Consider the following 25,901-nt stretch of genomic DNA (forward strand, 5'->3'; position numbering starts at 1 on the left):
ATAAACACTTCGCAAGCATCAGGAATCGATGGCGCTAGCTTGACTTTTACTTTGTGAATCAGGCAGGTCTTTGGCCCCTACCGCCTCTTCAACGATCTGGCAAAAATCATTGAACAAGATATGCTCACCCTCTAATTCCAGATCTTTTAATATTCCTGGCAGTTTTCTTTCAAATTCCTGGTATTCTTTTTTTAGACTTGCCGGGCCAGGAATCATACTTCTCCGGGAAGTTGTCTTTAGCCAATCTCGAACATTTTCAATTACTTTGATCGGATCATTGTCATGAGCCTTTGTGTCAATGCCATTTAAATCGGAGATATATTTTTGGTACCGATACTTCGTACGCTCAAATACAAGCCCCGATTTGGCTTTTTGATCTTTTCCGCCAAAATGCTTTGCTGCAAAGAAAAGCCCGGTTTCAAATGGCATATTAAACCGAGGCAATTGCTCTTCATTGACCTCTGTACGCGAGATATCGTGAATGCCATACCTACAATCCCTGATACACCTGATTATTTTACTCAACCTGCTATCTGTGGCATCGTCCTCATTTAATGCAGTGACGGGGTAAAAACCGCATCTGTAAATAACGTATACCATAGCATGAAGCAATGGCTGATAGTCGCTGTCAAAAGGGCAATTGATAAAGATTTTGTTGTTATCCAACTGGGTTAACTGCATAAAATATATCTGAATAGATAATTTACTTCGTTTTGCTAGTTCTTTTTGCTTTTCCGTTATTTGTTGCCTCGTTCCTGATTTCAGCCTCCTGGGCTTCTCTTAAAAAGACAGCTTTTACTGCTGCTCTTATCCGCCACCGGGGTATGGTTCCCTTTCGTTTTACTGTTTTTACTATTATATCTCTCATCGTTAAAAAATTTATGGAGACTTTGTTGTTTCCCAGCTGGGGTTAATTGCATAAATATTTGAATAGATAAACTACTTTGCTTTGGTAGCATGCTTTGCTTTTCCGGTCTTGGTTGTTTGGCCGGCGGTATCCACATCCGGGTCATGTTTTGAATAAGCGGCAATTACTGCAGCCCTCACCCGCCACCGGGGTATCGTAGTCTTTCGTTTGACTCTTATTAATTTTATTCTTCTCATTTTCTGAAGATTTAAATTTTCTAAATCGGTTATGATTATCTGATTAAGTTAGCTCGTATAATATGTGAATAGCGAAACTACTTCGCTTTGACAGCACGCTTTGTCTTTTCCGTATTTGCTCCTTGGGCCTTGGCTTCAACTTCCTGCGCCTCTCTTGAAAAGACCGCTTTCACAGCCACTCTTACCTTCCAACGCGGTATCGTTGTTCTCCGTTTTCCTGTTTTCAATTTTATCCCTCTCATATACCCGAAAATACAGAATTAGATATCACGAACATTTTCAGGAAATACATTTTTTTAATGCTCATTCCTGCGAAATTCTCAGTTTGAAAATCACAGTATCAAGAGGATAACAGCGGCTCCAAAGTGCCGGTAATTCACATAAAAAAAGCGGCTACGCATCAGAGCATAGCCGCTTTTTATTTTATTTTTCCCCCTAATGCACGTTCTCCTTAAACACCCTGTTCAGCCACCTCAGCATCACGAATATCAGCGCCGCGGCAAAACCCAGCAGCACGAAGTTCACCAGGAAATAATTCATCTTGTTATCGTAAGTATCCCACATCGCGGCAAGCACACCGGATAATTTATTCCCGATGGAAGTAGCGAGGAACCAGCCACCCATCATCAATGAAGTGAACCGCGGCGGGCTCAGCTTGGATACCAGTGAAAGGCCCATCGGGCTCAGCAGCAGCTCGCCGGCCGTGATAATACCGTAGCAGCCGAACAACCACCACATGGAAGCTTTCTCAGCCCCGTTGTTGCAGAAGTACACGGCAGCCACCATCATAAAAGTGGACAGCGACGATATCAGCAAACCCCAGGAAATCTTCGTCGGGGTGCTGGGTTCGCGGTTGCGCCTTCGCAGGAATGCGAAGAAAGCCACCACCAGCGGCGTTAGAATGATCACGAAAAACGGGTTCACCGACTGGAACAATTCCGTGTTCACCACGCTGATGCTGCTCCCCTCGGCGGGCATATGTTCCGGCGCCACGTTCTTCAGGTAAACCGGAATGCCGGTCTCTTTCACGGGCTGGCCGTTGGCGCCTTTTATCACCCTGAATTCATCGTCGTATGCCACCACGGAATCCTTTTTATGGGTCACCGTTTCTGCGAGGTAGAGGTTTTTGGCAGGCGCTTCTATAGCGGGAGACAGCTCACGGTCTGTATAGAACTGCGCCCAGGTGGTGAGCGCGGTACCGTTCTGTTTGAACACGGCCCAGAACATGACGGACACGGCGAATATGGCCAGCAGGGCCTTCACCGGCTGCTTGTCGCCCGCGCTGGCTTTACGCAGCAGGTTGGCGAAAAAATAAATGATGGGAAGGCAGGCGAATATGAACGCGTCTGTAGAATCGGAGCCGAAGATATTTTTGGGAATGATCCAGCCGATATATCCCACGATCAGCACTGGCACAAACACCTGGGCGAAAATGCTGCCCAGCGGCATGTCTCCGGGCTGGGTAGGTTTCAGCACGTCCGCATGTTTATAATGTTTCAGGCCGGCGATAAAAATGATCACCCCCAGGAACATGCCGACGCCCGCGGCAATGAAAGCCGCGCCCCAGTTGATGCTGTTGCGGAGGTAGGCGGCAAAAAAGGTGCAGATGAAAGCCCCGATGTTGATGCCCATGTAAAAGATATTGTACCCGGTATCTTTCTGCGCTTTGTATTGCGGATCGTTGTATACATTGCCCAGCAGGGTGGAAATATTGGGCTTGAAGAAACCGTTGCCCACGCAGATGAGCGCCAGGGAAAGGTAGAACACGGTCAGGTTCTGTACAGACAGCCCGATGTAGCCGATGCCCATCAGGATGCCGCCGATGATGATCGATTTGGAATATCCCAGCTTGCGGTCCGCCAGCAGCCCGCCCACGAAGGGGGTGAGGTACACGAAGGCGATGAAGGTGCCGAAAATATCCACGGCTTTGGTACGGTCCATCGCCCATCCGCCGCTTTCAGCGTCCGTCAGGTATAGCTGGAGAATGGCCAGGAGCAGGTAAAACCCAAACCTTTCCCACATTTCAGAAAAAAATAAGAATGGTAACGCAACGGGATGCTTGCGGGCAGATGGCATTGTTGTAACTTGTTTGGTGCCGCTAAAAATAACATTAAAACAGCAATCCGGCCAAATTTAATAAGAACATAACCGGCCGGTTTATTAACTTGTAATTCATGCCAGCAGAGCCTCTTTGTGCGTCCCTATGTAAAATCGATTTAGCACTGAAGCCGCTCATAGAGTTATTTGGATATTCTAACAATTTTTCTATTATATTGAACGAAAATTTATCAAATCATGGTTCAGGAAAAAAATAACGAAGGAAACCAGATTTCACGTAGATCATTTCTAACCACTGGCGCTACAGCCGCAGCAGGTTTTATGATCGTTCCACGTCACGTTCTAGGAAGGGGCTATACAGCGCCCAGCGACAGGTTACGCGTTGCCGGCATCGGTGTTGGAGGTAAAGGTGAAAGCGATCTCGCCGACATCGCAAAAGGTCCCGCAGATATCGTAGTGTTATGCGACGTGGACGATAACCGCGCTGCCAATTCGGTGAAACGATTCCCGAAAGCGAAGTATTACAAGGATTTCCGCGAAATGCTGGACAAAGAGCACAAAAACATCGACGCGGTGACCGTATCCACGCCGGACCACCAGCACGCCGTTGCCGCCATGGCAGCCATGCAGCTGGGGAAACACGTATATGTTCAAAAACCGCTTACGCACGACATCTACGAAGCGCGTATGCTCACCGAAGCAGCCAAAAAATATAAGGTGGTGACCCAAATGGGCAACCAGGGCGCTTCCGGCGACGGCGTGCGCCAGCTGATGGAATGGTACAACGCCGGCCTCATCGGCGATGTGCATACCGTTTATTGCTGGACAAACCGTCCCGTTTGGCCGCAGGGCCTTCCCTGGCCTACCGCCTCCGCCGAGATCCCCAAAGGGCTCGACTGGGACCTGTGGCTGGGCACCGCACCCAAAAAAGATTTCGTAAATAAACTCGTGCCCTTCAACTGGCGCGGATGGTGGGATTACGGTACCGGCGCCCTGGGCGACATGGGCTGCCATATCGTGGAACCTCCCTTCCGTGTACTCGGCCTGGGTTATCCCACTTCCGCCGAAGCCAGCGTTGGCAGCGTGTATGTGGACGAGTTCAAGCAGGGTTATTTCCCGGATAGCTGTCCTCCTTCTTCCCACGTGATCATGAACTTCAAAGGCAAGAGCGGCGATATCAAACTCCACTGGATGGACGGCGGTATCCAGCCTGCGCGCCCCGAAGAGCTGGGCCCCAACGAAAGAATGGGCGACGGCGGCAACGGCGCCATCTTTGTCGGTACCAAAGGCAAAATGATGTGCGGAACCTATGGTATGTACCCTTCCCTGCTGCCTACCAGCCGCAATGCGGAAGCCAACGTGCCTAAAACCATCGCGCGCGTGCCGGAAGGCCACTACGTACAGTGGGTGAACGCATGTATCGCCGGTTATGGTAAAAAGGAACTGAGCGCTCCGTTCGATATTGCCGGCCCGCTCACGGAAACCATCCTCATGGGCAACCTGGCCATCCGCAGCTACGACGTGCGCAAGCCCAAAGCAGACGGCAAAGGCTTCGACTATCCCGGCCGCTACATCAAGCTGCTCTGGGACGGCCCGAACATGAAGATCACCAACTTCGACGATGCCAACCAGTTCGTAAAACGCACCTACCGCGACGGCTGGACACTCGGTAAATAAGAAAACCACAGATACTTTCAGGGCGGCATCACCATAGCGTGATGCCGCCTTTTTATTTAGCGGTACAGCGGCCCGGGCATAAAAAAACCGGGGCCTGGCCCCGGTTCTATGTGTTCTTATGGAAAGAAAAACTAACGGAATAATTCTCTGAAGTCGCGTTTGAACTCCTGCCATTCGGCGTCTGCCTTTTTCATGGACTTATCCAGGTTGGCTTTGGTCTTATCCCAGGCCTCGGCGGTGCTGCTGCGCACTTCGTCCAGGCGCTTACCCAGGTCGTCGCGCACTTCCTGGAGGTCTTTACGCGCCCTTTCACTTTTTTTGCTGCCGTCTTTCTTTAGTTCCTCGATGCGCGCATCCAGGCTGTCCATTCTTTCCTTGATGGCAGAGGCGGCTTTATCTTTCTGTTCTTTCAGGTAAGCGCCGGCCGTATCCGCTTTTTGTTTCAGGTAGGCCCCGGCGGTATCGGCCTCCATTTCCACGCCTTCCTTCATTTGTTCCGCACCCTGCTCTATTTTGCTGGTGGCGGAATCGCCGCTGGTGGTTGTTTTATTGTTCTGGCAGGCCATAAAAGCGGCAGCCGCCAGTACGAGAATATGTTTTTGCATAAATAACCGGTTTTAAAAGATAGTGCAAACGGCATTCCAAATTACTCCTGGATGGCCGTGAAAGTGGCCAGGATGGAATCCCCTTTCTGCAGGCGCAGCATATCCTTTTCGATGGTGTAGCGGCTGGTGGCCTCCAGCGCTTTGGAAAACGCATTTTCCACATCCAGCGCGGGGCAGGCCATTTGGGTGGAGATCACCCCCGTAACCTGCAGATTGCCCTCGGGCGTGGCGAGGTATTTGGCGCCAAAACCGTTGCAGCCCAGGAAACCCTGTACCTGCGAAGAGGTGTCAACCAGCTGCATGAAGATCACTTTCCCGCTGTCTGGGATGGCCTGGGGGCCTCCGGGCAGTTCTTTCAGTTTCCAGCGGGTGCCTTCCAGCTTCCAGGCCGTTTCGGCCCCGGCGGGCTGTACGGCAGCGGTGGCGGAGGTATCCTGCGCCGGAGTTTTGTTGGTGCCCTGGCAGGCATAAGCCAGGGTAGCGCCCAGGACGAGGGCTGTCAAAATCGTTTGTTTCATAAGTCTGGTTTTATGGTATTCTTTCTTTATCAATCTTCAAGCCATTTTAACACCGCCGCGAAGGAATTGTTCCGAATCCACGACCGGTAAATGCTGATATTGAAAAAATCGCTAGGTTTGGGCCTCTTTTTACAAAATCTGAACTCAACTATGAAGAAAAATCTATTCCTGCTGCTGCTTTTACTGTCGGTAAAACTGGTAAAGGCAGACGAGGGCATGTGGCTGCCGTACCTCCTGGGCCAGCAGACCTATGCAGACATGGTGAAAAAAGGCCTGAAGCTCTCCAAAGAGCAGTTATACAGCATCAACAAGTCTTCCATGAAAGACGCCATCATCATCTTCGGCGGCGGCTGTACCGGTGAGATCGTGAGCAACGAAGGCCTCATCTTCACCAACCACCACTGCGGTTACGGGGCTATCGCCAGCGCCAGCAGCGTGGAAAACAATTATCTCCGCGACGGTTTTTACGCAAAGAGCAAACAAGAGGAGATCCCCGCCAAGGGCCTTTCCGTTCAGTTCCTCGTTCGCATCGAGGATGTAACGGCCAAGGTGGAAGAAGCCATCAAAGGCTCGGCCCTCAACGAACGCGCCGCCAAGCTCCAGGGCGTTTACGGCGAGATCATCACCGCGGCCACCTCCGGCAGCGGCTACGAAGCCAAAGTGATCCCCATGTTCAAAGGCAACCAGTACATCCTTTTTGTGTACGAGCGTTATAAAGATATCCGCCTGGTAGGCACTCCCCCGGAAAACGTCGGCAAGTTCGGCGGCGATACCGATAACTGGGAATGGCCCCGCCATACGGGCGACTTCTCCGTGTTCCGCGTGTATGCCGGTAAAGACGGCAAGCCGGCGGATCATGCGGCAGACAATGTGCCCCTGAAACCTAAACACTTCCTGCCCGTTTCCATCAAAGGCGTGAAAGAGAACGATTACGCGATGATCTTCGGTTACCCCGGCGGCACCAACCGTTACGAAACTTCTCTCGGCGTGAAGCTGAAGACCGAAGTGGAAAATCCCTCCATCGTTGCCCTGCGCGACATCCGCCTGAAGTACATGTTCGAGGAAATGAAAAAAGACCCCGCGGTGAAACTGCAGCTGGCCTCATCCTACGCCGGCATCGCCAACTACTGGAAATTTTTTGACGGCGAAAGCAAACAGCTGCTGAAGTACCACGTATACGAAGAAAAACAAAAGCAGGAAGCAGCTTTCCAGCAATGGGCCAAAGGCAAACCCGAGTTCGAGAACGTGTTCCCGCAATACGAAAAGGCCTACAAAGCCTGGGCGCCTTACACTAAAGAGCGCATCTACCTCACCGAAGGCATCCTGGGCTCTCCCCTTGCCGCATTCGCCAGCTCCCTGGGCGCGCTTGAAAACGCGATCCTGAAAAAAGGCGACGTGAAAGCCGCTGCGGCAGCCGCAGACGCCGCCCGCGCCAACTTCCTGAAAGAAGAGAACAAACCCAGCGATCAGAAGATCATGGCCATCACCGCCCAGATGTTCTACGACGATATTCCGAAAGACCAGCACCCCATCGGTTTCTACGAAGGGCTTAAATCTTTCGGCGAGCTGAATGATGAAAAAACCTACCGCACCTGGGCCGCCAACGTGTTCAACAACACGATGATCCTGAACGATGCGAAATGGAAAGCATTCGTCTCCAACCCTGACGCCACCGTGCTGCAGGACGATCCTGCCTATGCATACGCATCTGCTTTTGTGAAGAATTATGTGGGCAAATACCTCCCGCTGTATACACAGTTCACCGCGGAGAACAATGAGCTGGGCCGTTTATACCTGAAAGGTGAAATGCTCCGCCAGCCCAATGCCATCCGCTACCCTGACGCGAACTTCTCCATGCGCCTCTCCTACGGCCAGGTGAAACCCTACAAACCCCGCGATGCCGTGGCTTACGATTATGTGACCACCATCGACGGCGTAATGGAGAAATACAAACCCGGCGATTATGAATTCGACCTCCACCAGAATTTCGTAGAGCTGGTGAAAAAAAAGGATTTCGGTCAATATATTGATGCGAAAAGGAATACGCTGGTGGTAAACTTCATTACCACGAACGATATCACGGGCGGCAACTCCGGCTCCCCCGTCATCAACGGCAACGGGGAGCTGATAGGCCTCGCGTTCGACGGTAACTACGAAGCGCTGAGCCACAAGATACAGTTCGACAAGAACCTGAACCGCACCATCTGCGTGGATGTGCGCTACGTGCTGTGGTGCATAGACAAGCTGGGCGGCGCGAAAAATATCATCAACGAGCTGAAGATCGTTAAATAACCTTCAGCCCGGCCTCATATAAAAAAGCGGCTGCTTCCGTAGGGAGGCAGCCGCTTTTTTATATAAGAATATTCTTATCCCGCGTTCGCCACCCGCACCAGGAAATTCTCCACAGCTCTCCGCACCACGGTGGACGTGGAGTTGTGGTTGTTCACCAGCACGCTGAAGATGAGCGTTTTCCCGGACTTCGTTACTATGTATCCACTTAGTGCCACGCAGCCGCTGAGCGTGCCAGTTTTGGCATACAGCCTGTTGGGAAGCGCCTGGTAATAGTTGCGCAGCGTGCCTTTGCCGCCGGAAGGGAACAATGGCCAAAGGCGTTCTTTCGGATATTTTTTCAGGAGTTTGTCCAGCACGGTCACGAAATCGCGCGGGGTGAAGAGGTTGTACCTGGAAAGGCCTGAACCGTCTACCCAGCTCGGCGGATGCGGCAGATCGTTCAGCGAGCTGTCCAGCATATACTGGATGACCTTCCGGCCGTCTATCGTATCGAATTTCTCCGCGGCGCACATCATGAGTATCTGTTCCGCGAAGAAATTATCGCTGCGGTGCATCATGGGCTGAAGAAGCGTATCCGCCGGAATGCTTTTCAGCAGCCGGTTCCCGGCCATGGCTGGCGAGGGCAGCACGCCTACCGGTTTACGCAATGTGTCTTGCAGGCGGCGGGCCAGCTGCTGGCGGTTGCCGGTGATGTAAGGCACTTCAAAAGCGCGGGTGGCCGTTTCGTCCGTGCGCAGGTGCAGGATGAAAAGGTTCTCGCGTTCTTCCCTGTCTGCCAGCGCTTCTGCCGGCGCGCGTTCGTAAACCAGTTCTGTGGGGAATTGCGGCGTCATCGTATAACCCGCGCCGGTAAGTTTCACCCAGGCTACATTCCCGTACATGGGCCATTCGTTCAGCTCAGGCTGGTAATAATCGGCGTAGTCGCCCCAGCCCCAGCCCGGCCCGAAGCGTTTGTTCCTGATCACCGAAGGTTCAAGCCATATGCGTTTATCCGTTCGCGTTAGCAGGTCCATTACAGGCTGGTATTGAAAATCGGGGTGGAGGAATGAAGGGTCCGCCATGCCGCGGATGAACAAAGCGGTGTCGTTTTCCGCGTAACGCATGCCGGGCAGCGAATCGCCGAGCAATTGCAGGCCGGTGAAAAGCGTGAATATTTTCGTATTGGATGCGGGCATGAAAAACTTATCGTCCTGGTGCTGGTACCAGTATTTGCCGGTGGCGGGGTCGTAGATGCTGATGCCCACATGCGCTTCGCGCAGGCCTTTGGCCTGGAGCACATCCTGCTGCGCCCACTGGCGGAGATTTTTAGGCTGGGAATAAGCGGCCGTTGCCGTCAATAGCGCAACGAAGCCGAGGTAGATCGGTCTCATGCCTATCAAGATAAAACATTCTTTTAAAATTATGCCGGCAGCTTTACCCGTATTAAGGGGTATCACTTCTGTACCCCCCTGTATCAGAAGTGATACAGGCACGTATTAAAGTGCCTTTATCCACGGGTTTAACCGGGGGATGAGTACGGGGAGGCAGGGGTCAGGCAGGGGATAAAAAAGGCCGGCCATGCGGCCAGCCCTTTCTTTGTTTAATCGCTTATTTCAATTAAGAAAAGTATTTGGTAACACCCGGTTTGGCATATGCATAGTTGCCTTCTGAATCCGGCAGTACCGGCGGGGGCGCGTCGAATGCATATTTGGCGGGTTGCAGGTTGATGCCGGAAGCCAGCGCTTTATCGTAAGCGATGGACTGGCCGGAATAGGTTGCCATGCGGCCGATGATGGCGGTGAGCGTAGCTTCCACGCCGCGTTTGGCGTCCTGGTACTTGAATTCGCCTTTTGCGATCGCTTCAAACAGCTCGTCGTGCTCAGCCTGGTAAGGGCGGTTTTGCAGCTTTCGGTCGAACTGGTACAACACTTTTCCTTTGTGGTCGAGGATGGTGCCCCTGTCGCAGATGATGCGGCCTTTGGTGCCCACGATCTCTTCGTCCACGCGGCTCACGGAGTCTTTCCAGTGGCGGCATTGCGCATTCATCACCACGCCGTTGTCGTAGCGGTATTCCACGAAGTGGTGATCGTAGATCTCGCCGGAATCCTTGCCGGTGCGGATGGCGCGGCCACCCATACCCACCGCGGTTTGCGGGGTTTTGCCCATGAACCAGTTACCCACGTCGATGTTGTGGATGTGCTGCTCTACGATATGATCGCCGCAGAGCCAGTTGAAGTAATACCAGTTACGCATCTGGTATTCCATTTCAGTGTACTCGGGCTTGCGGGGTTTTACCCACAGCGCGCCCTGGTTCCACCATACCTGCATGGAGGTGATATCGCCGATGATGCCATCCTGCAGGCGTTTGTACAGCTCGCGGTATGAAGTCTGGTAATGGCGCTGGAGGCCTACTACCACGTTGAGTTTTTTAGCTTTTGCTTTTTCAGCTGTTTCCAGCACTTTGGCAATGCCGGCAGGGTCTGTAGCCACGGGCTTTTCCATGAATACGTGCTTGCCCTGTGCAATCGCTTCTTCGAAGTGAATGGGGCGGAAACCCGGAGGCGTGGTAAGGATCACCACGTCTGCCTTTGCAATGGCCTCTTTGTAGCCGTCGAACCCGATGAACTTGTCCGCATCCGTTACTTTTACGCGTTCGGGCGTTTTTTTCATGGATTCAACGATATTGTTGTAGCTGTCGTCCAGCCTGTCTTTGAAGGCATCCGCCATCGCAACGAGCTGTACGTTCTGTTTGGTGCTGAGCGCCTGAACGGCAGCCCCGGTACCGCGCCCGCCGCAGCCGATCAGTGCAACTTTGATCACGTCTGGTGCTCCGGAAAAGAAGTTTGTTTCGCTTGCATGAGACAAAATGGGCGCCGCCATCAGACCTCCCGCCAGTAAAGAGGATTGTTTTACAAAGTCTCTGCGACTTTGACCGTGGAATGAGTGTGCTTTTTCGTTTTCCATGATGGGTATTTTACCGGGACTACTGCTACTAGTACCGTTGGGTGATTATAATAGAACATTTAGCTCTCCTGAGAAATTACTAAACCTTTTCCGTAAATCCATGCTGTGACAGATTTTTGACGGAAACCCGGGTTTAACGGGCGCCCACGAACTGGTCTATCGCATCGGCGAAGAACTTCTCCGCTTCCGCTTTGGTAGGCTGTTTCACGGGCCTCACGATCCTGAACCCGATAAACGGCGCGTCCGCGTTCCACCATTTGCTCTTGGGTATCTGCGGGTCACGGTCGTTCCAGGCCTCGTCAGACTTCAGGCGCGACGCACATCTTGCCGCGGTGGCAGGCTCCAGGTAGTGGCCGCCTTTGATGGTGCGGGGCGTTTTGTCCGTCGGTTTGTTCCAGGGGTTGGATGTTTCGGCTTTTTTATACGCTTCTTCATCGTACTGGTCCATGGTCCATTCGCCAACATTGCCCAGCATGTCGTAGAGGCCCCAGGCATTGGGTTTCAGTTCGCCCACCTTGTGATACACCTCCGTGCTGTTCTCCAGGGTCCAGGCGTAATCTTTCAGCTGCGCCGCGTCGTCGCCGAAGGGGTATGCCGTCGTGCTGCCTGCGCGGCAGGCATATTCCCATTCTGCCTCTGTGGGCAGGCGGTAGAACACGCCGGTTTTGTTGTACAGCCAACGGCAGTACATCAGCGCTCCATACTGGCTCATGCTGTTGGCCGGGTAGCCGCCGCTTTTGCCCATACCGAGGGTAAGGTCGATGTAGGGCGGGCTGGGGCGCGTCATGCCATCGGGCAGGGGCGTCTGGTCTTTATCTTTATCTGCGTACAGATCGTACTGGTCGAACGTAAGCTCGTAGGCGCCCATCCAGAAAGCGTCTATCTTCACTTTCTTCTGGGGGCCTTCATCCGCACTGCGGCCCGGTTCCTTCTCAGGGCTGCCCAGCAGGAATTCTCCGGCCTTAACAGGCACCATTTTGATGGTTAAGTCTGTCCCCGCGATCTTTTGTTCGTAAGCTGTAAACGGGTCATTCTGGGCGTAAGCGGCGCTTGCTATCATTCCTCCCAGTAACATGAACACTGTTTTCTTTCTCATCGGCAAAATGTGCTAAATATTAAAGCGTGTGAATTTATTAAATCCGGGGCTTGAATGCAATAATAATTTTATAAAGGTTAAATATTGCGTACGAATGTTGCAAAATATACGCAAATCTTCACCAGGGAGGGCTTTTTTATCAAATCATTCGGATTTCCATTGAAAAGCTATTAATTTCCGTCTTCGCACAGCTCATTTAACTAAAAACACGCTATGGAAAGAAGAACCTTCCTTCAACAAGGCACCCTGGCCGGTATTTCGGCCCTCGCCCTCGGCGGCTCCACTGCGGCAAAGGCCGCTGATAAAGGCCCGGTTGCGGCTGAAAAGACCTTCAACATGGACTATGCCCCGCATGCGGGTATGTTTAAGAACAGCGCGGGAGACGACTTCCTGGACCAGATCCGCTTCATGCACGACCAGGGCTTCCGCTCCATTGAAGACAACGGTATGCTGGGAAGGGATACCGCCATGCAGAACAAGATCGGCGACCTGCTGGCCAAGCTCAATATGCGGATGGGCGTTTTTGTGATAGACGGCGGGGAGAACTGGAAAGTATCCCTCACTACCGGCAAACAGGAACACCTGGACCTGTTCCTCAAAACCTGCGAACGCTCCGTTGAGCTGGCCAAGCGCGTGAATGCAAAATGGGCCACCGTGGTACCAGGCTTCTTTGAGCGCAAGCTGCCCATCGGCGTGCAGACAGGCCACGTGATAGACGCCCTCCGCCGCGGCTCTGAAATACTCGAAAAAGGCGGCCTCACCATGGTGCTTGAGCCCCTCAGCGATACGCCGGACCTGTTCCTCCGCACGTCCGACCAGACGTATATGATCTGCCGCGCCGTGAACAACCCGTCCTGCAAGATCCTTTACGATATCTATCACATGCAGAAGAACGAAGGCATGCTGATCCCCAACATAGACCTTTGCTGGAGCGAGATCGCCTACATCCAGATCGGGGACAACCCCGGCCGTAAAGAGCCAGGCACCGGCGAGATCAACTACAAGAACATCTTCAAACACCTGCACCAGAAAGGTTATAAAGGCGTGATGGGCATGGAGCACGGCAATGCCAAACCCGGCAAGGAAGGCGAAGCCGCCCTCATCAAAGCATACCGTGATGCGGATAATTTCCTTTAATCTTTTTCAATGAAAAAAATACTCTTTCTGGCGGGGCTGTTCCTGTTCTGCACCGCCGTGTATGCGCAGAAAATAAAAGTGGCCTGCGTGGGCAACAGTATCACCTTCGGCCGCGGCCTGGGAGACAGCACTTATCCCAAACACCTGCAACGCTTGCTGGGCGAGGGTTACGAAGTACGCAACCTCGGCATCAGCGGCAGAACGCTGCTGAAGAAAGGCGATAAACCTTACTGGGCCGATTCTTTGTTCACTACTGGTAAGAATTGGGCGCCCGATATCGTGATCATCAAGCTCGGCACGAACGATTCCAAGCCGCAGAACTGGGATGCGAATAAAAACGACTTTATCCCCGATTATAAAGCGTTCATCGAAGAATGGAAAAAGCTGCCTTCGAAACCGAAGATCTACATCTGCTACCCGGTGCCGGTTTTCCCGGTGAACGGTTCTCCCGAAAACAAATTCAGGATCAGGGAAAGCGTGGTGAAAGGCGAGATCATTCCCGCCATTAGAAAGATCGCGAAAGCGGAAAAAGTGAGGACGATCGATCTGTATAAAGCGCTCTCCGGCCATGGCGAATATTTTGCGGACGGAGTGCATCCCGATAAGCTGGGAGCCGTGCTGATAGCGGAAGCGGTGGCGAAAGGGATCAAATGACCGTTTTAGGAAGAAATAAAAAAGGGGCCGTACGTAATCGGCCCCTTTTGTTTTATAGTTTATTCGTTGAATTATTTCGTCACGTTGCTTTTCAATTGTTCCTGCAGCCATGAAATGCAAAGGCCCGGCCAGCTGTTCAGCACCGGGTCTTTCGGCGCCATACCGTAGCCGTGGCCGCCATGGTCGTACACGTGCAGAGTGGCGGAAATCTTATTTTTTACCAGGCCCTGGTAGAAAAGCAGGCTGTTTTCCACCGGCACGGTTTTATCGTCCGTGGAATGGATCAGCATGGTGGGCGGCGTTTCGGGGGTGATGCGGAGGTAAGTGCTCAGGGAGTCTTTCTTCGCGGCTGAAGCATCCGGCCCCAGCAGGTTCAGCGCGCTGCCTTTGTGCGCGAATTCGTTGTTCATGGCTATCACGGGATACACCAGTACGGCGAAGGCCGGGCGGGAGCTCCATTTCTCGGCTTCGTTGGCGGCCTGCGGGTTGCCGGGAACGATCATGGTGGCCAGCGTGGACGCCAGGTGCCCGCCGGCTGAGAAGCCCAGTACGCCTATCTTTTCAGGGTTCAGCCCCCAGCTTTTCGCTTTGCTTTTCACGAGGCGCATGGCGTTGGTCACATCGTTGTACTGCGCCGGGAAGCGGGAACCGCTCTGCTGCGCGTCGTTCAGGCGGTAGTGCAGCACGATGGCGTCGTAACCCTGCGCGGTGAAGAACTCGGCAATGTCTTTCCCTTCGTGGCCGGTGGCCAGGTGGGTGTATCCTCCGCCGGGACAGATCAGTACGGCGGCGCCATTCTTTTTGTCGCCCGCGGCGGTGTAATGGTCAATGTGCGGAACGTCGTCCACCTTGCGGCCTCCCCCGATACGCAGTTCGGGCTGGCCGGGGTACAGGTCGATCCTTTCCTGTGCTGTGACGGTGAGTGTTGTGAACATAAGCAATGCAGCGGCAAGGCTGTTTTTCATACAGTGCAGAATTAATAGATTAATGATGCGTAGCGCGGCGCTTGATCATTCCTCCGCGCGTATCGTTGATATTTGTCTGCACAATAAACGCTTTTTCGTCGATCTTTTCAATCTCATCTATGATCTTATGCACTTCCAGGCGGGTGACAACCGTATAGATGATATCTATTTCATCGTCCACCGCCCCTCTTTTTCCGAAACCGCTCTTGCCTTTAAATACCGTGACCCCCTTGCGCAGTTTCAGCGTCAGGGTTTTTCTTATCAGCTCGCTTTGCGGCGAAATCACCGTCAGCGCAATGTATTCCTCGAAACCCTGTATGACGAAATCCACCGTTTTGGATGCGCAAAGGTAGGTCAGCACCGCGTACAGCGCGGTTTCAATATTGACCAGCACTGCCGCTACGCCAAAAATGACCACGTTGAAGTACATGATCACCTCGCCGATAGACAGCACGGTTTTACGGTTAATATACAGCGCGAGCACCTCTGTACCGTCCAGCACGGCGCCGCCGCGGATGGCCATACCGATGCCCGCGCCCAGGAAGAAGCCGCCGAATATGGCGATCAACAGTTTGTCCTGCGTGATCACCGGCACATTAATAAGCGCCAGCACTGTGGCCAGCCCTACGATGGCGATGATGGTCTTGATGGTGAACCCCCGCGAAAGCTGTTTGTAAGCCAGCAGGATGAACGGCGCATTGATCACCACGATCAATACGGAAATGGACCAGCCGCTCAGCCGGTTGGCCAGCAGCGAGATACCGGTAACGCCGCCGTCCAGGAAGCCGTTGGGCAACAGGAAGGCTTTGAGGCCGAGAGCTGCCAACAGCACGCCTATTGCAATCAGGATGGTATCCTGTGCATTCTGGATAATATTCAGCCGTGCTAACCGGGCTCTGCGGGATTGGCTCAAGGAGGGTAATGATTTTCAGTTTCCAAATTACGAAACCAAATTGTTAAAACGCGCTACAGGCGCTCCTGGCTGCGCAGCCAGCGTTCGGGTATTTCGTTGTTGCTGGCCTGCAGGTAATCTGTATACGCGCAGGGCACAAAGTTCTTATCCGGCAGCTGCATCCACCAGCGTCCTGTTTTTTTGCTTTTCAGGAACACGGTGTCGATATCGGTGAAGGCTATATGGAATTCGAGGAACGACTCCCTTTCTGTGAGCTGCGCTTCTTTATTTTTTACGGAACGCCCGTCCATAAAGTACCACAGCATTTGCGAGATCTGTTTGGCGGTAAGGTTGTCCCGGTCTTTTTCAGGAAGGTAGCCGTAGATGCCGTAGGTGCTGAGCTGTGCGCTCATGCCCGCATAGCGGCTGAGGGCGCAGGCTTCTTCGCCGCTGAAACCGTTGGGGGAAAGGGAATTGGCGGGCGCATCGGTATGTTTGATCATATTGATGTCCACACTAAAGAGGTCTGTATTGCGCAGTACGGGTTCTATCTCTTCCAGGCTCTCGCGCACTTTGCCGAGGCGGTAACAGTCGAAGCGGAGCTTGTCCAGCGTTTCGAGCATGCGGGGCTGCACGAAGTAGCTCTGGAAGCCGATGTGGTTGTAATGGCGGATGTAGTTGGGCTGTTCCATGAACATCTCCAGCAGGAAGCGTTTGCTGCGCAGCGGCGAGGTTTCCTGGAGGTCTATCTGCGCATCGGCCACGGTTGCTTCGATGATGTATTTTTTGCTGGCGTAGGCCTGGTATTGTGCGTAGGTGAGGTCGTGCGAGCCGCCGAGGATGATAACGGTTTTGCCGGCATCGATAAATTCGGTGACCACGGTTTTGAACGCGGCGTAGGTATCTGCGAGGCTGCGGCCGGAGAGGATGTTGCCGGCGTCTGCGAGGCGAACGTCTTTATGCCAGTGGTAGAGCTGGTAGAACTCGCGGCGGATAGCGTCAGGCGCGGCGTTGCCATTGTTGGGCGTGCCGTTGCCGCGTTCTTCGCCGGCGCCAAGAAGGATAATATCGGCGCTGTCAAGGTCCGGCGTATGGCCTTCCTCGTAGCCGTCTATCAGGTTGCCGATCTGGAGGTCGTCATACGTTTCATCTTCATTCAATCGGGCTTTGGACACCGGAGCAAGGTAATCCTGCAAGTGTGAAAAGTCTATCATCACAACGGATATTATTTGCCCGCAAACCTACAACAAGAATTTTAGAATTCATGCAGGGTTGCACTGTTCATATAAAATGAACGGTGTGGGCGGCCGATAGGATAATGGGAAGTGAAGTGTGCACATGCGTGCGATCCGTGCAAGGTGCGTGGAGATCGTAGCAGTTCAACTAACGTGTGGAATAATTACCAGAAACAGGTGGCGGCTTTCCGCGGCGATGGTCTCTGTTCTTCTAATTTTTTACAACCGATAAAGAGCAGTAATGATCGAGGCAGGTCTGATTCTACCGGATAAGTACGCTGGTTGCGATCTAGTTTTTGTGGACGATGAACTCAAATGCTTTCGGCTCCTTACGGAAGAAGGCACGCTCCAGCACGCGGCGTTTGCTGCTCACGCGATGCTTGTTGCAGTCTGCCACTTCTGTGGCTGCTGCCAGGTAATCCATCGTTTCAACCAGGCTCAGCATATCGCTGATCTGTTTCACCTCGTGCTGGATCTCCTGCTCGTTGTAGCGGTCTTCATGTAACAAGATGAGTAAATCCCTCTCTACAGGCTTCATGCTGATTACGTTTGATTGTTTTTCTCTTATTGTTGACATCAATGTTTCAATAACGCGGTCCAACTCCTGACATTACAGGTAATTTAGGAATGGAGAGGTATAGCGATTAAATTTCCGATTAGTGTTTCATCCGCCCCTTCTGCATGGGTGGGCACCCGCAATCATTTTTTTTAAGCACACTGCAACCTGACCACGTTAAACTCCCCACCACCAAGAAAACTAAAATCCATTTGTACTGTTTCATATTCAGAATAATAAACTACGACGATATTTGCTGGTCTGTCTGAGCGGGTGTTTACCTTTTCTTAACAATGATCATTTCTAAATTAAGCTATTTTCGCAAAAAAATTTTAATTATTTGTCCACAAGCTTCCCGGCCAGAAAAAAAGTGCTGATCGTTCCCCTTGATTGGGGCCTCGGCCACGCCACGCGCGACATTCCGCTGATACACGAACTATTAAACGCTGGTTGTGAGGTAGTTATTGCAGCCGAAGGAAAACACGCCGCCCTGCTCTCCCGGGAATTCCCCCAACTCACCATTCTCCCGCTTCCCGGTTACCACATTACATATTCACAAAAAGGCCTCTTTTTCGGACTGAAGATCCTCCAGCAGGTGCCCAAGATCTGGAAGGCCGTGAAGTCTGAACAGGCCTGGCTGCGCAAAACAGTGATCGAGCACGGCATCAGCGCCGTGATCTCCGATAACAGGTTCGGGCTTTATCACTCTTCCATCCCCTGTGTGTTCATTTCCCACCAGTTACTGATCAAAACACCTTTTGGCGGCGTCACGGAACGTTTGCTGCAAAAGCTGAACTACCGGTATATCCGCCGTTATTCCGCCTGCTGGATCCCTGATTTTGAAGGGGAACCCAACCTCAGCGGCGCACTGGCCCATCCCCCCGAGCTGCCCGGCAATACCGCGTACCTCGGCTGCCTGAGCCGCTTTGAGCCGAAAGAAGGCGTGGAAAAGAAATATGACCTGCTCGCCCTCATTTCAGGCCCGGAGCCGCAACGCACCAACCTGGAAGAGCTGCTGCTGGCGCAGATCAAGCAAATGCCCGGCATGAAGGCCCTTATCGTAAGCGGCCGACCAGACCAGGCTTCGCAAAAAGAGATCGCCCCCGGCATCACGCAGGTGAGCCACCTTGGCGCGAAAGAGCTCAACGAAGCCATGCTGGCAGCAGATATGGTACTCAGCCGCTCAGGCTACACCACCCTCATGGATCTCGCCAAGCTCAATAAAAAAGGCATCCTCATTCCCACACCCGGCCAGTCTGAACAGGAATACCTCGGCAAATATCTCATGAAAAAAGGTTATTTCTACAGCGTCCCGCAATCGCAGTTCAACCTCCGGGAAACGCTCAACGCTACCCGCAATTTCCCCTTCACACCGTTCCAGCACGGGCAGAACATGGAAGCCTACAAAAAGATCGTGCAGGACTTCGTGAAAACGCTTTAAAGAAATTCGTCATTTAGTTTTAAAGAGAAGTTCGTCATTGCGGGGAGCAGCGGGGATTTTGCGCCCCCCGGCTCACAGCGCGTTCTTCAGCGCCTCCACCGTTTTTTTGTCGTTCCCCACGAAGATCTGCTTGCCCACGATGGCCACGGGCCGTTTCAGGAACGTATATTCTTCCAGGATAAGATCACGGTAATCTTTTTCGGTAAGCTCTTTCCCGGCCAACCCCCTCGCCTTGTATTGCAGGGAACGGCGGCTGAACAGCGCTTCATAGCTCCCCGCCATTTTCTTCATCCCGTCCAGCTGAGCCGGCGTGATCTTTTGCGTTTTGATGTCTTGCAGCTCCACGCCTTTTTCCACGGCTTCCACTTCTTTGAGGATCTTCCCGCAGGTATCGCAGGTGGCTAAATGATAAATCTTATTCATCCGGTAAAATTATGAATTATGGGTAATTCATTACTTTTACCGCATGCACAAGAAACTCTTTTTATTAGATGCCCTGGCGCTTATTTATCGCGCTTATTATGCATTGATCAGGAACCCGAGGCTCACCAGCAAAGGCAAGAACACCAACGCGCAGTTCGGTTTCACCTCCACCCTGCTGGACCTTCTCAATAAAGAAAAACCCACGCACATTGCCGTGGCCTTCGATACGCATGCCCCTACTGAAAGGCATACCGATTTCGCCGATTACAAAGCCAACCGTGAAGACGCGCCGGAAGACCTGCTGGCCGCACTCCCCGATATCAAACGCATCATCGAAGGGTTCAATATTCCCGTGCTGGAAGTGGACGGCTACGAGGCGGACGATATTATCGGCACCGTTGCCTGGCAGGCCGCCGCACAGGGTTACCAGGTATATATGGTTACGCCCGACAAGGATTATGGCCAGCTGGTGAAAGAGAACGTATTCATCTGGAAACCGCCCGCCCTCGGCAATAAAGAAGAGATCATGGGGCCGAAGGAAGTGTGCGAGCGCTGGCAGATCCAGACAGTAGACCAGGTGGTGGACATCCTGGGGCTGATGGGCGACGCGGTGGACAACATTCCCGGCATCCCCGGCGTGGGCGAAAAAACGGCTATGAAACTCCTGGCTGAATGGGGCACGCTCGAAAACGTGATCGCCAATGCGGACAAGATCAGCGGCAAAATGGGCGAAAAGATCCGCGCCGGCGCGGAAAGCGCGTTGCTTTCCAAAAAGCTCGCCACCATCATCACCAATGTTCCCGTGCAATTCCATGAAGAAGATTTCTGCTGCACCGAAGTGAACAAAGAAAAGCTGAGCGAAATATTCTCCGAGCTGGAATTCAAGACCCTCGGCAAACGCATACTGGGAGACACTTTCAATGCCATCAGCGGGGAAGCCGCCCCGGGAAAGGCCGTTCAGCAGGACCTCTTCGGCCAGCCCGTTGAAACCGCCCCCTCCGCCGCGGACAACCTCGTGCAGCAGGCCGGGGACATTGAAACTGTGGGCCTCGTGGCAGATAAGAATATCGAGAACACCCCGCATACCTATCACCTCGCCGACACTCCCGAAAAACACCGTGAACTGGCGGCCCTCCTGATGAAGGAGCCCGCCATCAGCTTCGATACCGAAACCACCGGTACAGACGCCAACGCCGTGGAGATCGTGGGAATGAGCTTTTCCATCAAACCCGCGGAAGGCTGGTACATCCCGCTGCCGGCAGACCAGGCGGCTGTGAAAGAAATACTGGAAGTGTTCCGCCCCGTGTTTGAACGCGAAGACGCACTGTTCATCGGGCAGAACACCAAGTACGACATGATCGTGCTGAAATGGTACGGCATAGAAGTGAAAGGCAAGCTGTTCGACACCATGCTGGCCCACTACCTCATAGAGCCCGAAGGCCGCCGCAGCATGGACCTGCTCAGCGCCCAATACCTGCAATACGCGCCGGTTTCCATCGAAACGCTGATCGGCAAAAAAGGCAAGGGCCAGGGCAGCATGCGCGATGTGGAAATAGAAAAGATCAAGGAATATGCGGCGGAGGACGCGGATATCACCCTTCAGCTCAAAACAAGGTTTGAGCCGCTGCTGAAAGAACGCACCGTCGAGAACGTGTTCTACGACATCGAGAACCCCCTCGTGAAAGTGCTCACCGATATGGAATACGAAGGCATCGCCGTGGACCAGCAGGCGCTGGCCGATTATTCCAGGGAGCTGGAAACGGAGATCAAAAAAGCGGAAGAGAGCGTCTACCAGCAGGCCGGCGTGCGCTTCAACCTCGCCTCGCCCAAACAGCTGGGGGAAGTGCTGTTCGAAAAGCTCCAGCTGGACCCCAAGGCCAAGAAAACCCGCACCGGGCAATATGCCACGGGCGAAGATGTGCTGGCCAAGCTCGCCAGCAAACATCCCATCGTGGAAAACATCCTCGTGTTCCGCGAACTGAGCAAGCTCAAATCCACTTACGTTGATGCATTGCCGTTAATGATCAACCCGCGCACCAACCGCGTGCATACCTCCTACAACCAGGCGGTGGCGGTTACCGGTCGCCTCAGTTCCAACAACCCGAACCTCCAGAATATTCCCATCCGCACGGAAAGGGGCCGCGAAGTGCGCAAGGCCTTCGTGCCGCGCAGCCCGGAATTCACGCTGCTCTCCGCGGATTATTCGCAGATAGAGCTGCGCATCATTGCCGCCATTTCGGAAGATGAAAATATGATGGAAGCCTTCCGCAGCAACCTGGACATTCACACTGCCACTGCGGCAAAGGTCTACGGAGTTGACCTTTCTGATGTAACGCCCGATATGCGCCGCGCCGCCAAAAGCGTGAACTTCGGCATCATCTACGGCCAGAGCGCCTTCGGCCTCAGCGAAAACCTGGGCATCCCGCGCAGCGAGGCCAAAAGCCTTATCGACAACTACTTTGCACAATACCCTTCGATTAAAAAGTACATGGAAACGCAGGTGCGGTTTGCACAGCAGACCGGCTACGTGCAAACCATGATGGGGCGCAAACGCTGGCTGAAAGACATCAATTCGTCCAACGCCGTGGTGCGCGGATTTGCAGAGCGGAACGCCATTAACATGCCCATCCAGGGAACGGCGGCGGACCTCATCAAGCTGGCAATGATCTCGCTGCACAAGACCTTCAGGGAACACAATTTCCGCTCCCGCATGATCCTCCAGGTGCATGACGAGTTGGTGTTCGATGCGCACCTGGACGAGGTGGAGACCATCAAGCCCCTCATCATCGAAGGTATGCGCAATGCCATGCCCATGCTGGCGGAGAAGCTGCCCATCGAAGCGGAAATAGGCACCGGTAAAAACTGGCTCGAAGCCCACTAAAAATATTCCCGGGAGCGGGCGGCTCCCGGGAATATTTTTTCTTGAAAAAATGGCAGAGTACTTTGTTAGCCCTCCTGCCAATATGCATCCAGAATTCTGTCAATTCTTTCCTGGCATACCCCTTGCATTTCCGGGAATCGTTTACTAGTTTTCATATATGATCCAAACCTCGAGGTTACAATTGTTGCCCTGCACGTTAAAGTATTTCGAAGCGGCTTTGCATGGGAATGAAGCATTAGCACAGATATTGGGTGCAGACGTGCCGGAACAGTGGACGGAGTTTCCTGAAATGGTGTTGGTGGCTTACGATAAATTACGCAACGACCCTGCTTTGCTGGGTTGGTTCTTTTATTTGGCCATTCACCGGGCAGACAACCGGCTGATAGGCACCGGCGGTTTTAAAGGCCGCCCCGACGCCAATGGCGTAGTGGAGATCGGTTACGAGGTGTCTGCCGCATACAGGGAGCAGGGATACGCGACTGAAATGGCCGAAACCCTTATCCGTTTTGCTTTCAGTCATTCCTACGTGAATAAAGTGATTGCGCATACGCTTGAAGAATATAACGCTGCGGTAAAAGTGCTGCAAAAAGCAGGCATGCATTTCGCCGGCACCGTAAACGGCACCGATGCGGGAGAGCTGTGGCGCTGGGAGATCGCCCGTGAACAATTTGAGGCCGCAAATACCGCTCATCAATCCGCCTGAGGCCCGTTAACCGCCGGCCCTTACATTTGCTGCTTTATAAACCAACTAAAGCAAGAGCATGAAGAAATTGTTGCTGAGCGCCGCCGTATTATGGGGCATGGCCGCTGCCGCGCAAACCATCCCGCAAACCAACAGGGAAGGCAGCCAATACCAGTTCACCGTTCTCAAGAACCTCGACGCCTATGCCGTACAGAACCAGGGCCAAACCGGCACCTGCTGGTCGTTTTCAGGCCTTTCATTTTTTGAATCGGAACTGATCCGCAACGGGAAAGGCAAAGACCTTAACCTTAGCGAAATGTTCGTAGTGCGCAAGATGTACCCGCTGAAAGCCGCCAACTACGTGCGCATGCACGGCAAGGCCAACTTCGGGGAAGGCGGCGGTTTCCCGGATGACTTGTTGTGCCTGAAAAAATACGGCCTCGTTCCGCAGGAAGCATACGACGGCAACCGCCAGAAAACTTACAACCACGCCGAAATGCTCGGCCTCATGGAACCCATGGTCAAAAAGCTGGGCGAAGCCAATACCGTGAACCCCAGCTGGCAGAAAGCCCTGGAAGGCGTGCTGGATGCATATATCGGCGCCACGCCGGAGAATTTCCAATACAACGGCAAGTCGTACACCCCGCAGTCTTTCGCGAAAGAGCTGGGGCTGAATGCGGACGATTATGTGATCATCTCTTCTTTTAACCACCACCCTTTCTACGAACAATTTGTGCTGGAAGTACCGGACAACTGGAACTGGGAAAAAGTATACAACGTACCACTGAACGACTTTACCACTATCGCCGAGCAGGCAGTGATGAAGGGGTATACCATTGCCTGGGCGGCAGACGTAAGCGAAAAAGGATTCTCTTATAAAGACGGCCTTGCCATCGTTCCTGAAAAAGACTGGGCGGATTATTCAGCCCAGGAACGCGAATCGCTTTTTACGCAGCCAGCGAAAGAAAAAGCCATCACGCAGGAGAACCGCCAGCTGGCCTTCGATAATTACGAAACGCAGGACGATCATGGCATGCACATCACCGGCCTGGCGAAAGACCAGCAGGGCAACAAATTCTTCATCGTGAAAAATTCCTGGGGAACAGCCGGAAGCCCCTGCAATGGCTACTTCTACGCCTCCATGCCATATTTCGCGTACAAAACGACCTGTTATATGGTGAACAAAAGAGCGATACCCGCTGCGCTCGCCAAAAAGATGGGCATCTAGAATATTAACGGGCATTTCCTGTGAGAAGCTATTCCTGCAAGGGAATGGCTTCTTTTTTTTAACTGATCTCTTCCCAGCTGCCGGCGCCTTCCCTTATCAGTTCCGGCTCGGGGCCGGTGCAGTCTACCACGGTTGAAAACACCATCCCGCCAGGCCCGCCGTCTACCACAATGTCTACCAGTTTCCCGAATTTGTCGTGGATGATCTCCGGGTCCGTATATTCTTCCACGTACTCTTCTATTGGCAGCGATGTGCTCATGATGGGATTGCCCAGTTCCTTTACCAGCGTGCGGCAGATAAGATTATCCGGCACGCGGATACCAACGGTATCGCGTTTGGTCTTCAGCATTTTCGGCACCTGCCTGCTGGCCGGCAGGATGAAAGTATATGGCCCGGGAAGGGCTTTTTTCAGCAGGCGGAACAGCGGCGTGTCCACACTTTTGGTATAGTCCGTGAGATGGCTCAGGTCGTAGCAGATGAAGGAAAAGTGCGCCTTCTTCGGGTCTATTCCTTTTATCCGCGCAATTTTTTCAACGGCTTCGTGTTTGAAGATGTCGCAGCCCATGCCGTATACGGTATCGGTGGGATAGATCACCACGCCACCATCGCGCAGGCATTCGATGATGATCTTCAGGTTACGCGGATTCGGATTTTGCGGATGCAGTTCTAATCTCATGAGCCTTGGTTTATACTATGATAACAATCTGCCACGTTGATATGTTGCCGGTGGAAATTACACATTCAATCGGAAAGATAAAATCCAATAATCTTGCTAACTTTCCGCCCGGTTTGAAAACTACCCGGATGAAATTAAAAGGAATCGTCCCCAGAACCTGGCGGCTGTTGAAAAGAATTTTCCTCATACTGTTCGTTGCACAACTGTTGTATATTATCCTGCTGCGCTGGGTGAATCCTCCCATTACCGTAACCATGATCAGCAGCTGGTTCAGCCTTTGGGGCACCGGCAAAAGTTTCAAACGGGATTATGTGAACCTGGACGAAATGAGCCAGCACGTGAAGCTGGCGGTTATTGCCAGCGAAGACCAGCTGTTCCCCGACCACGACGGGTTCGATTTCAAATCCATCGAAAAGGCCATGAAGCACAACCAGAAAAGCAAGAAGATCCGCGGCGCCAGCACCATCAGCCAGCAGGTGGCCAAGAACGTGTTCCTCTGGCAGGGCCGCAGTTATATCCGCAAAGGCCTTGAAGTATATTTCACTTTTATGATCGAAAAGATCTGGGGCAAAAAGCGCATTCTTGAAATGTACCTGAACGTGGCGGAAACGGGCGAAGGCATATTTGGAGTGGAAGCCGCTGCGCAGGCAAACTACCGTAAACCCGCGGCCAGTCTCAACCGGGAAGAATCCGCCATGATAGCAGCCTGCCTGCCGAACCCCGTAAAATATACCGTGAACCCTCCCGCGCGCATCACGGCATGGCGCCAGCGGAGAATACTGGTGCAGATGCGCAACCTTGCGCCCGATCCGGATGTGGCGGCGTTGATCAAATGATG

The 25,901-nt window shown here is 52.9% G+C and carries 22 protein-coding genes; 9 read left to right on the forward strand and 13 right to left on the reverse strand.

Annotation, left to right across the window (positions count from 1 at the left end):
* Positions 1-18 precede the first annotated feature (18 nt).
* Positions 19-681 (reverse strand): hypothetical protein, encoded by a 663-nt coding sequence (locus tag ACTJIK_RS02210; protein ID WP_440644642.1) that lies wholly within the window; start codon positions 679-681, stop codon positions 19-21.
* A gap of 858 nt (positions 682-1,539) precedes the next feature.
* Positions 1,540-3,180 carry a peptide MFS transporter gene (locus tag ACTJIK_RS02215; RefSeq protein ID WP_440644643.1) on the reverse strand — a complete coding sequence of 547 codons (1,641 nt, stop codon included), beginning with the start codon at positions 3,178-3,180 and terminating at the stop codon, positions 1,540-1,542.
* Between the two features lie 219 nt (positions 3,181-3,399).
* Here ACTJIK_RS02215 and ACTJIK_RS02220 point away from each other — a divergent pair, with 219 nt between their 5' ends.
* A complete protein-coding gene (locus tag ACTJIK_RS02220; protein WP_440644644.1) occupies positions 3,400-4,839 on the forward strand; it encodes a Gfo/Idh/MocA family protein in 1,440 nt (479 codons plus the stop codon).
* A gap of 131 nt (positions 4,840-4,970) precedes the next feature.
* Here the strand turns inward: ACTJIK_RS02220 and ACTJIK_RS02225 are convergent, their stop codons facing one another.
* Both ACTJIK_RS02225 and ACTJIK_RS02230 read right to left on the reverse strand, forming a co-directional pair.
* Positions 4,971-5,444 carry a hypothetical protein gene (locus ACTJIK_RS02225; protein ID WP_440644645.1) on the reverse strand — a complete coding sequence of 158 codons (474 nt, stop codon included), beginning with the start codon at positions 5,442-5,444 and terminating at the stop codon, positions 4,971-4,973.
* 41 nt (positions 5,445-5,485) lie between these two features.
* Positions 5,486-5,962, reverse strand: a complete 477-nt coding sequence (locus tag ACTJIK_RS02230) for an META domain-containing protein (RefSeq protein WP_440644646.1) — start codon at positions 5,960-5,962, stop codon at positions 5,486-5,488.
* Positions 5,963-6,112: 150 nt separating this feature from the next.
* On the opposite strand from ACTJIK_RS02230, the gene ACTJIK_RS02235 reads away from it, so the two are divergent.
* Complete coding sequence (locus ACTJIK_RS02235; protein WP_440644647.1) at positions 6,113-8,254, forward strand: S46 family peptidase; 2,142 nt, start codon at positions 6,113-6,115, stop codon at positions 8,252-8,254.
* A 74-nt stretch (positions 8,255-8,328) separates the two neighbouring features.
* Here ACTJIK_RS02235 and ACTJIK_RS02240 read toward each other — a convergent pair whose 3' ends face one another.
* The 3 genes from ACTJIK_RS02240 to ACTJIK_RS02250 form a co-directional block, all read right to left on the reverse strand.
* Positions 8,329-9,624, reverse strand: a complete 1,296-nt coding sequence (locus tag ACTJIK_RS02240; RefSeq protein ID WP_440644648.1) for a D-alanyl-D-alanine carboxypeptidase/D-alanyl-D-alanine-endopeptidase — start codon at positions 9,622-9,624, stop codon at positions 8,329-8,331.
* A gap of 226 nt (positions 9,625-9,850) precedes the next feature.
* Positions 9,851-11,197 (reverse strand): Gfo/Idh/MocA family protein, encoded by a 1,347-nt coding sequence (locus ACTJIK_RS02245; RefSeq protein WP_440644649.1) that lies wholly within the window; start codon positions 11,195-11,197, stop codon positions 9,851-9,853.
* A 133-nt stretch (positions 11,198-11,330) separates the two neighbouring features.
* Complete coding sequence (locus tag ACTJIK_RS02250) at positions 11,331-12,293, reverse strand: formylglycine-generating enzyme family protein (protein WP_440644651.1); 963 nt, start codon at positions 12,291-12,293, stop codon at positions 11,331-11,333.
* A 213-nt stretch (positions 12,294-12,506) separates the two neighbouring features.
* On the opposite strand from ACTJIK_RS02250, the gene ACTJIK_RS02255 reads away from it, so the two are divergent.
* Both ACTJIK_RS02255 and ACTJIK_RS02260 read left to right on the forward strand, forming a co-directional pair.
* Positions 12,507-13,430, forward strand: coding sequence for a hydroxypyruvate isomerase family protein (locus ACTJIK_RS02255; RefSeq protein WP_440644652.1), 924 nt, complete (start codon positions 12,507-12,509; stop codon positions 13,428-13,430).
* Between the two features lie 9 nt (positions 13,431-13,439).
* Positions 13,440-14,084, forward strand: a complete 645-nt coding sequence (locus ACTJIK_RS02260) for a GDSL-type esterase/lipase family protein (protein ID WP_440644653.1) — start codon at positions 13,440-13,442, stop codon at positions 14,082-14,084.
* A gap of 71 nt (positions 14,085-14,155) precedes the next feature.
* Here ACTJIK_RS02260 and ACTJIK_RS02265 read toward each other — a convergent pair whose 3' ends face one another.
* From ACTJIK_RS02265 to ACTJIK_RS02280, 4 genes are all read right to left on the reverse strand, one after another.
* Positions 14,156-15,049 carry an alpha/beta hydrolase gene (locus tag ACTJIK_RS02265; RefSeq protein ID WP_440644654.1) on the reverse strand — a complete coding sequence of 298 codons (894 nt, stop codon included), beginning with the start codon at positions 15,047-15,049 and terminating at the stop codon, positions 14,156-14,158.
* 19 nt (positions 15,050-15,068) lie between these two features.
* On the reverse strand, positions 15,069-15,962 hold the full coding sequence (locus ACTJIK_RS02270) for a YitT family protein (RefSeq protein ID WP_440644655.1): 894 nt from the start codon (positions 15,960-15,962) through the stop codon (positions 15,069-15,071).
* Between the two features lie 53 nt (positions 15,963-16,015).
* Complete coding sequence (locus ACTJIK_RS02275) at positions 16,016-17,155, reverse strand: formimidoylglutamase (protein ID WP_440644657.1); 1,140 nt, start codon at positions 17,153-17,155, stop codon at positions 16,016-16,018.
* A 310-nt stretch (positions 17,156-17,465) separates the two neighbouring features.
* Positions 17,466-17,714 carry a hypothetical protein gene (locus tag ACTJIK_RS02280; protein WP_346317094.1) on the reverse strand — a complete coding sequence of 83 codons (249 nt, stop codon included), beginning with the start codon at positions 17,712-17,714 and terminating at the stop codon, positions 17,466-17,468.
* 358 nt (positions 17,715-18,072) lie between these two features.
* Between ACTJIK_RS02280 and ACTJIK_RS02285 the strand changes: the two genes are divergently transcribed.
* On the forward strand, positions 18,073-19,173 hold the full coding sequence (locus ACTJIK_RS02285) for a glycosyltransferase (protein ID WP_440644658.1): 1,101 nt from the start codon (positions 18,073-18,075) through the stop codon (positions 19,171-19,173).
* Between the two features lie 72 nt (positions 19,174-19,245).
* Here the strand turns inward: ACTJIK_RS02285 and ACTJIK_RS02290 are convergent, their stop codons facing one another.
* Positions 19,246-19,596, reverse strand: a complete 351-nt coding sequence (locus ACTJIK_RS02290) for an arsenate reductase family protein (RefSeq protein ID WP_440644659.1) — start codon at positions 19,594-19,596, stop codon at positions 19,246-19,248.
* Between the two features lie 43 nt (positions 19,597-19,639).
* Between ACTJIK_RS02290 and polA the strand changes: the two genes are divergently transcribed.
* The 3 genes from polA to ACTJIK_RS02305 all read left to right on the forward strand — a co-directional run bounded on the left by polA (position 19,640) and on the right by ACTJIK_RS02305 (position 24,387).
* Positions 19,640-22,477, forward strand: a complete 2,838-nt coding sequence (polA, locus tag ACTJIK_RS02295; RefSeq protein WP_440644660.1) for a DNA polymerase I — start codon at positions 19,640-19,642, stop codon at positions 22,475-22,477.
* A gap of 157 nt (positions 22,478-22,634) precedes the next feature.
* Positions 22,635-23,180, forward strand: a complete 546-nt coding sequence (locus ACTJIK_RS02300) for a GNAT family N-acetyltransferase (protein ID WP_440644661.1) — start codon at positions 22,635-22,637, stop codon at positions 23,178-23,180.
* A gap of 58 nt (positions 23,181-23,238) precedes the next feature.
* The gene (locus tag ACTJIK_RS02305; protein WP_440644662.1) at positions 23,239-24,387 is read left to right on the forward strand and encodes an aminopeptidase C; all 1,149 of its coding nucleotides are present in this window, start codon (positions 23,239-23,241) and stop codon (positions 24,385-24,387) included.
* A gap of 58 nt (positions 24,388-24,445) precedes the next feature.
* On the opposite strand, the gene ACTJIK_RS02310 is transcribed toward ACTJIK_RS02305, so the two are convergent.
* Positions 24,446-25,063 carry an L-threonylcarbamoyladenylate synthase gene (locus ACTJIK_RS02310; protein ID WP_440644663.1) on the reverse strand — a complete coding sequence of 206 codons (618 nt, stop codon included), beginning with the start codon at positions 25,061-25,063 and terminating at the stop codon, positions 24,446-24,448.
* 128 nt (positions 25,064-25,191) lie between these two features.
* On the opposite strand from ACTJIK_RS02310, the gene mtgA reads away from it, so the two are divergent.
* A complete protein-coding gene (gene mtgA, locus ACTJIK_RS02315) occupies positions 25,192-25,899 on the forward strand; it encodes a monofunctional biosynthetic peptidoglycan transglycosylase (RefSeq protein ID WP_440644664.1) in 708 nt (235 codons plus the stop codon).
* Positions 25,900-25,901: the final 2 nt, after the last annotated feature.

This window comes from Chitinophaga sp. 22620 (genome assembly GCF_052044405.1).
Taxonomy (GTDB): Bacteria; Bacteroidota; Bacteroidia; order Chitinophagales; family Chitinophagaceae; genus Chitinophaga.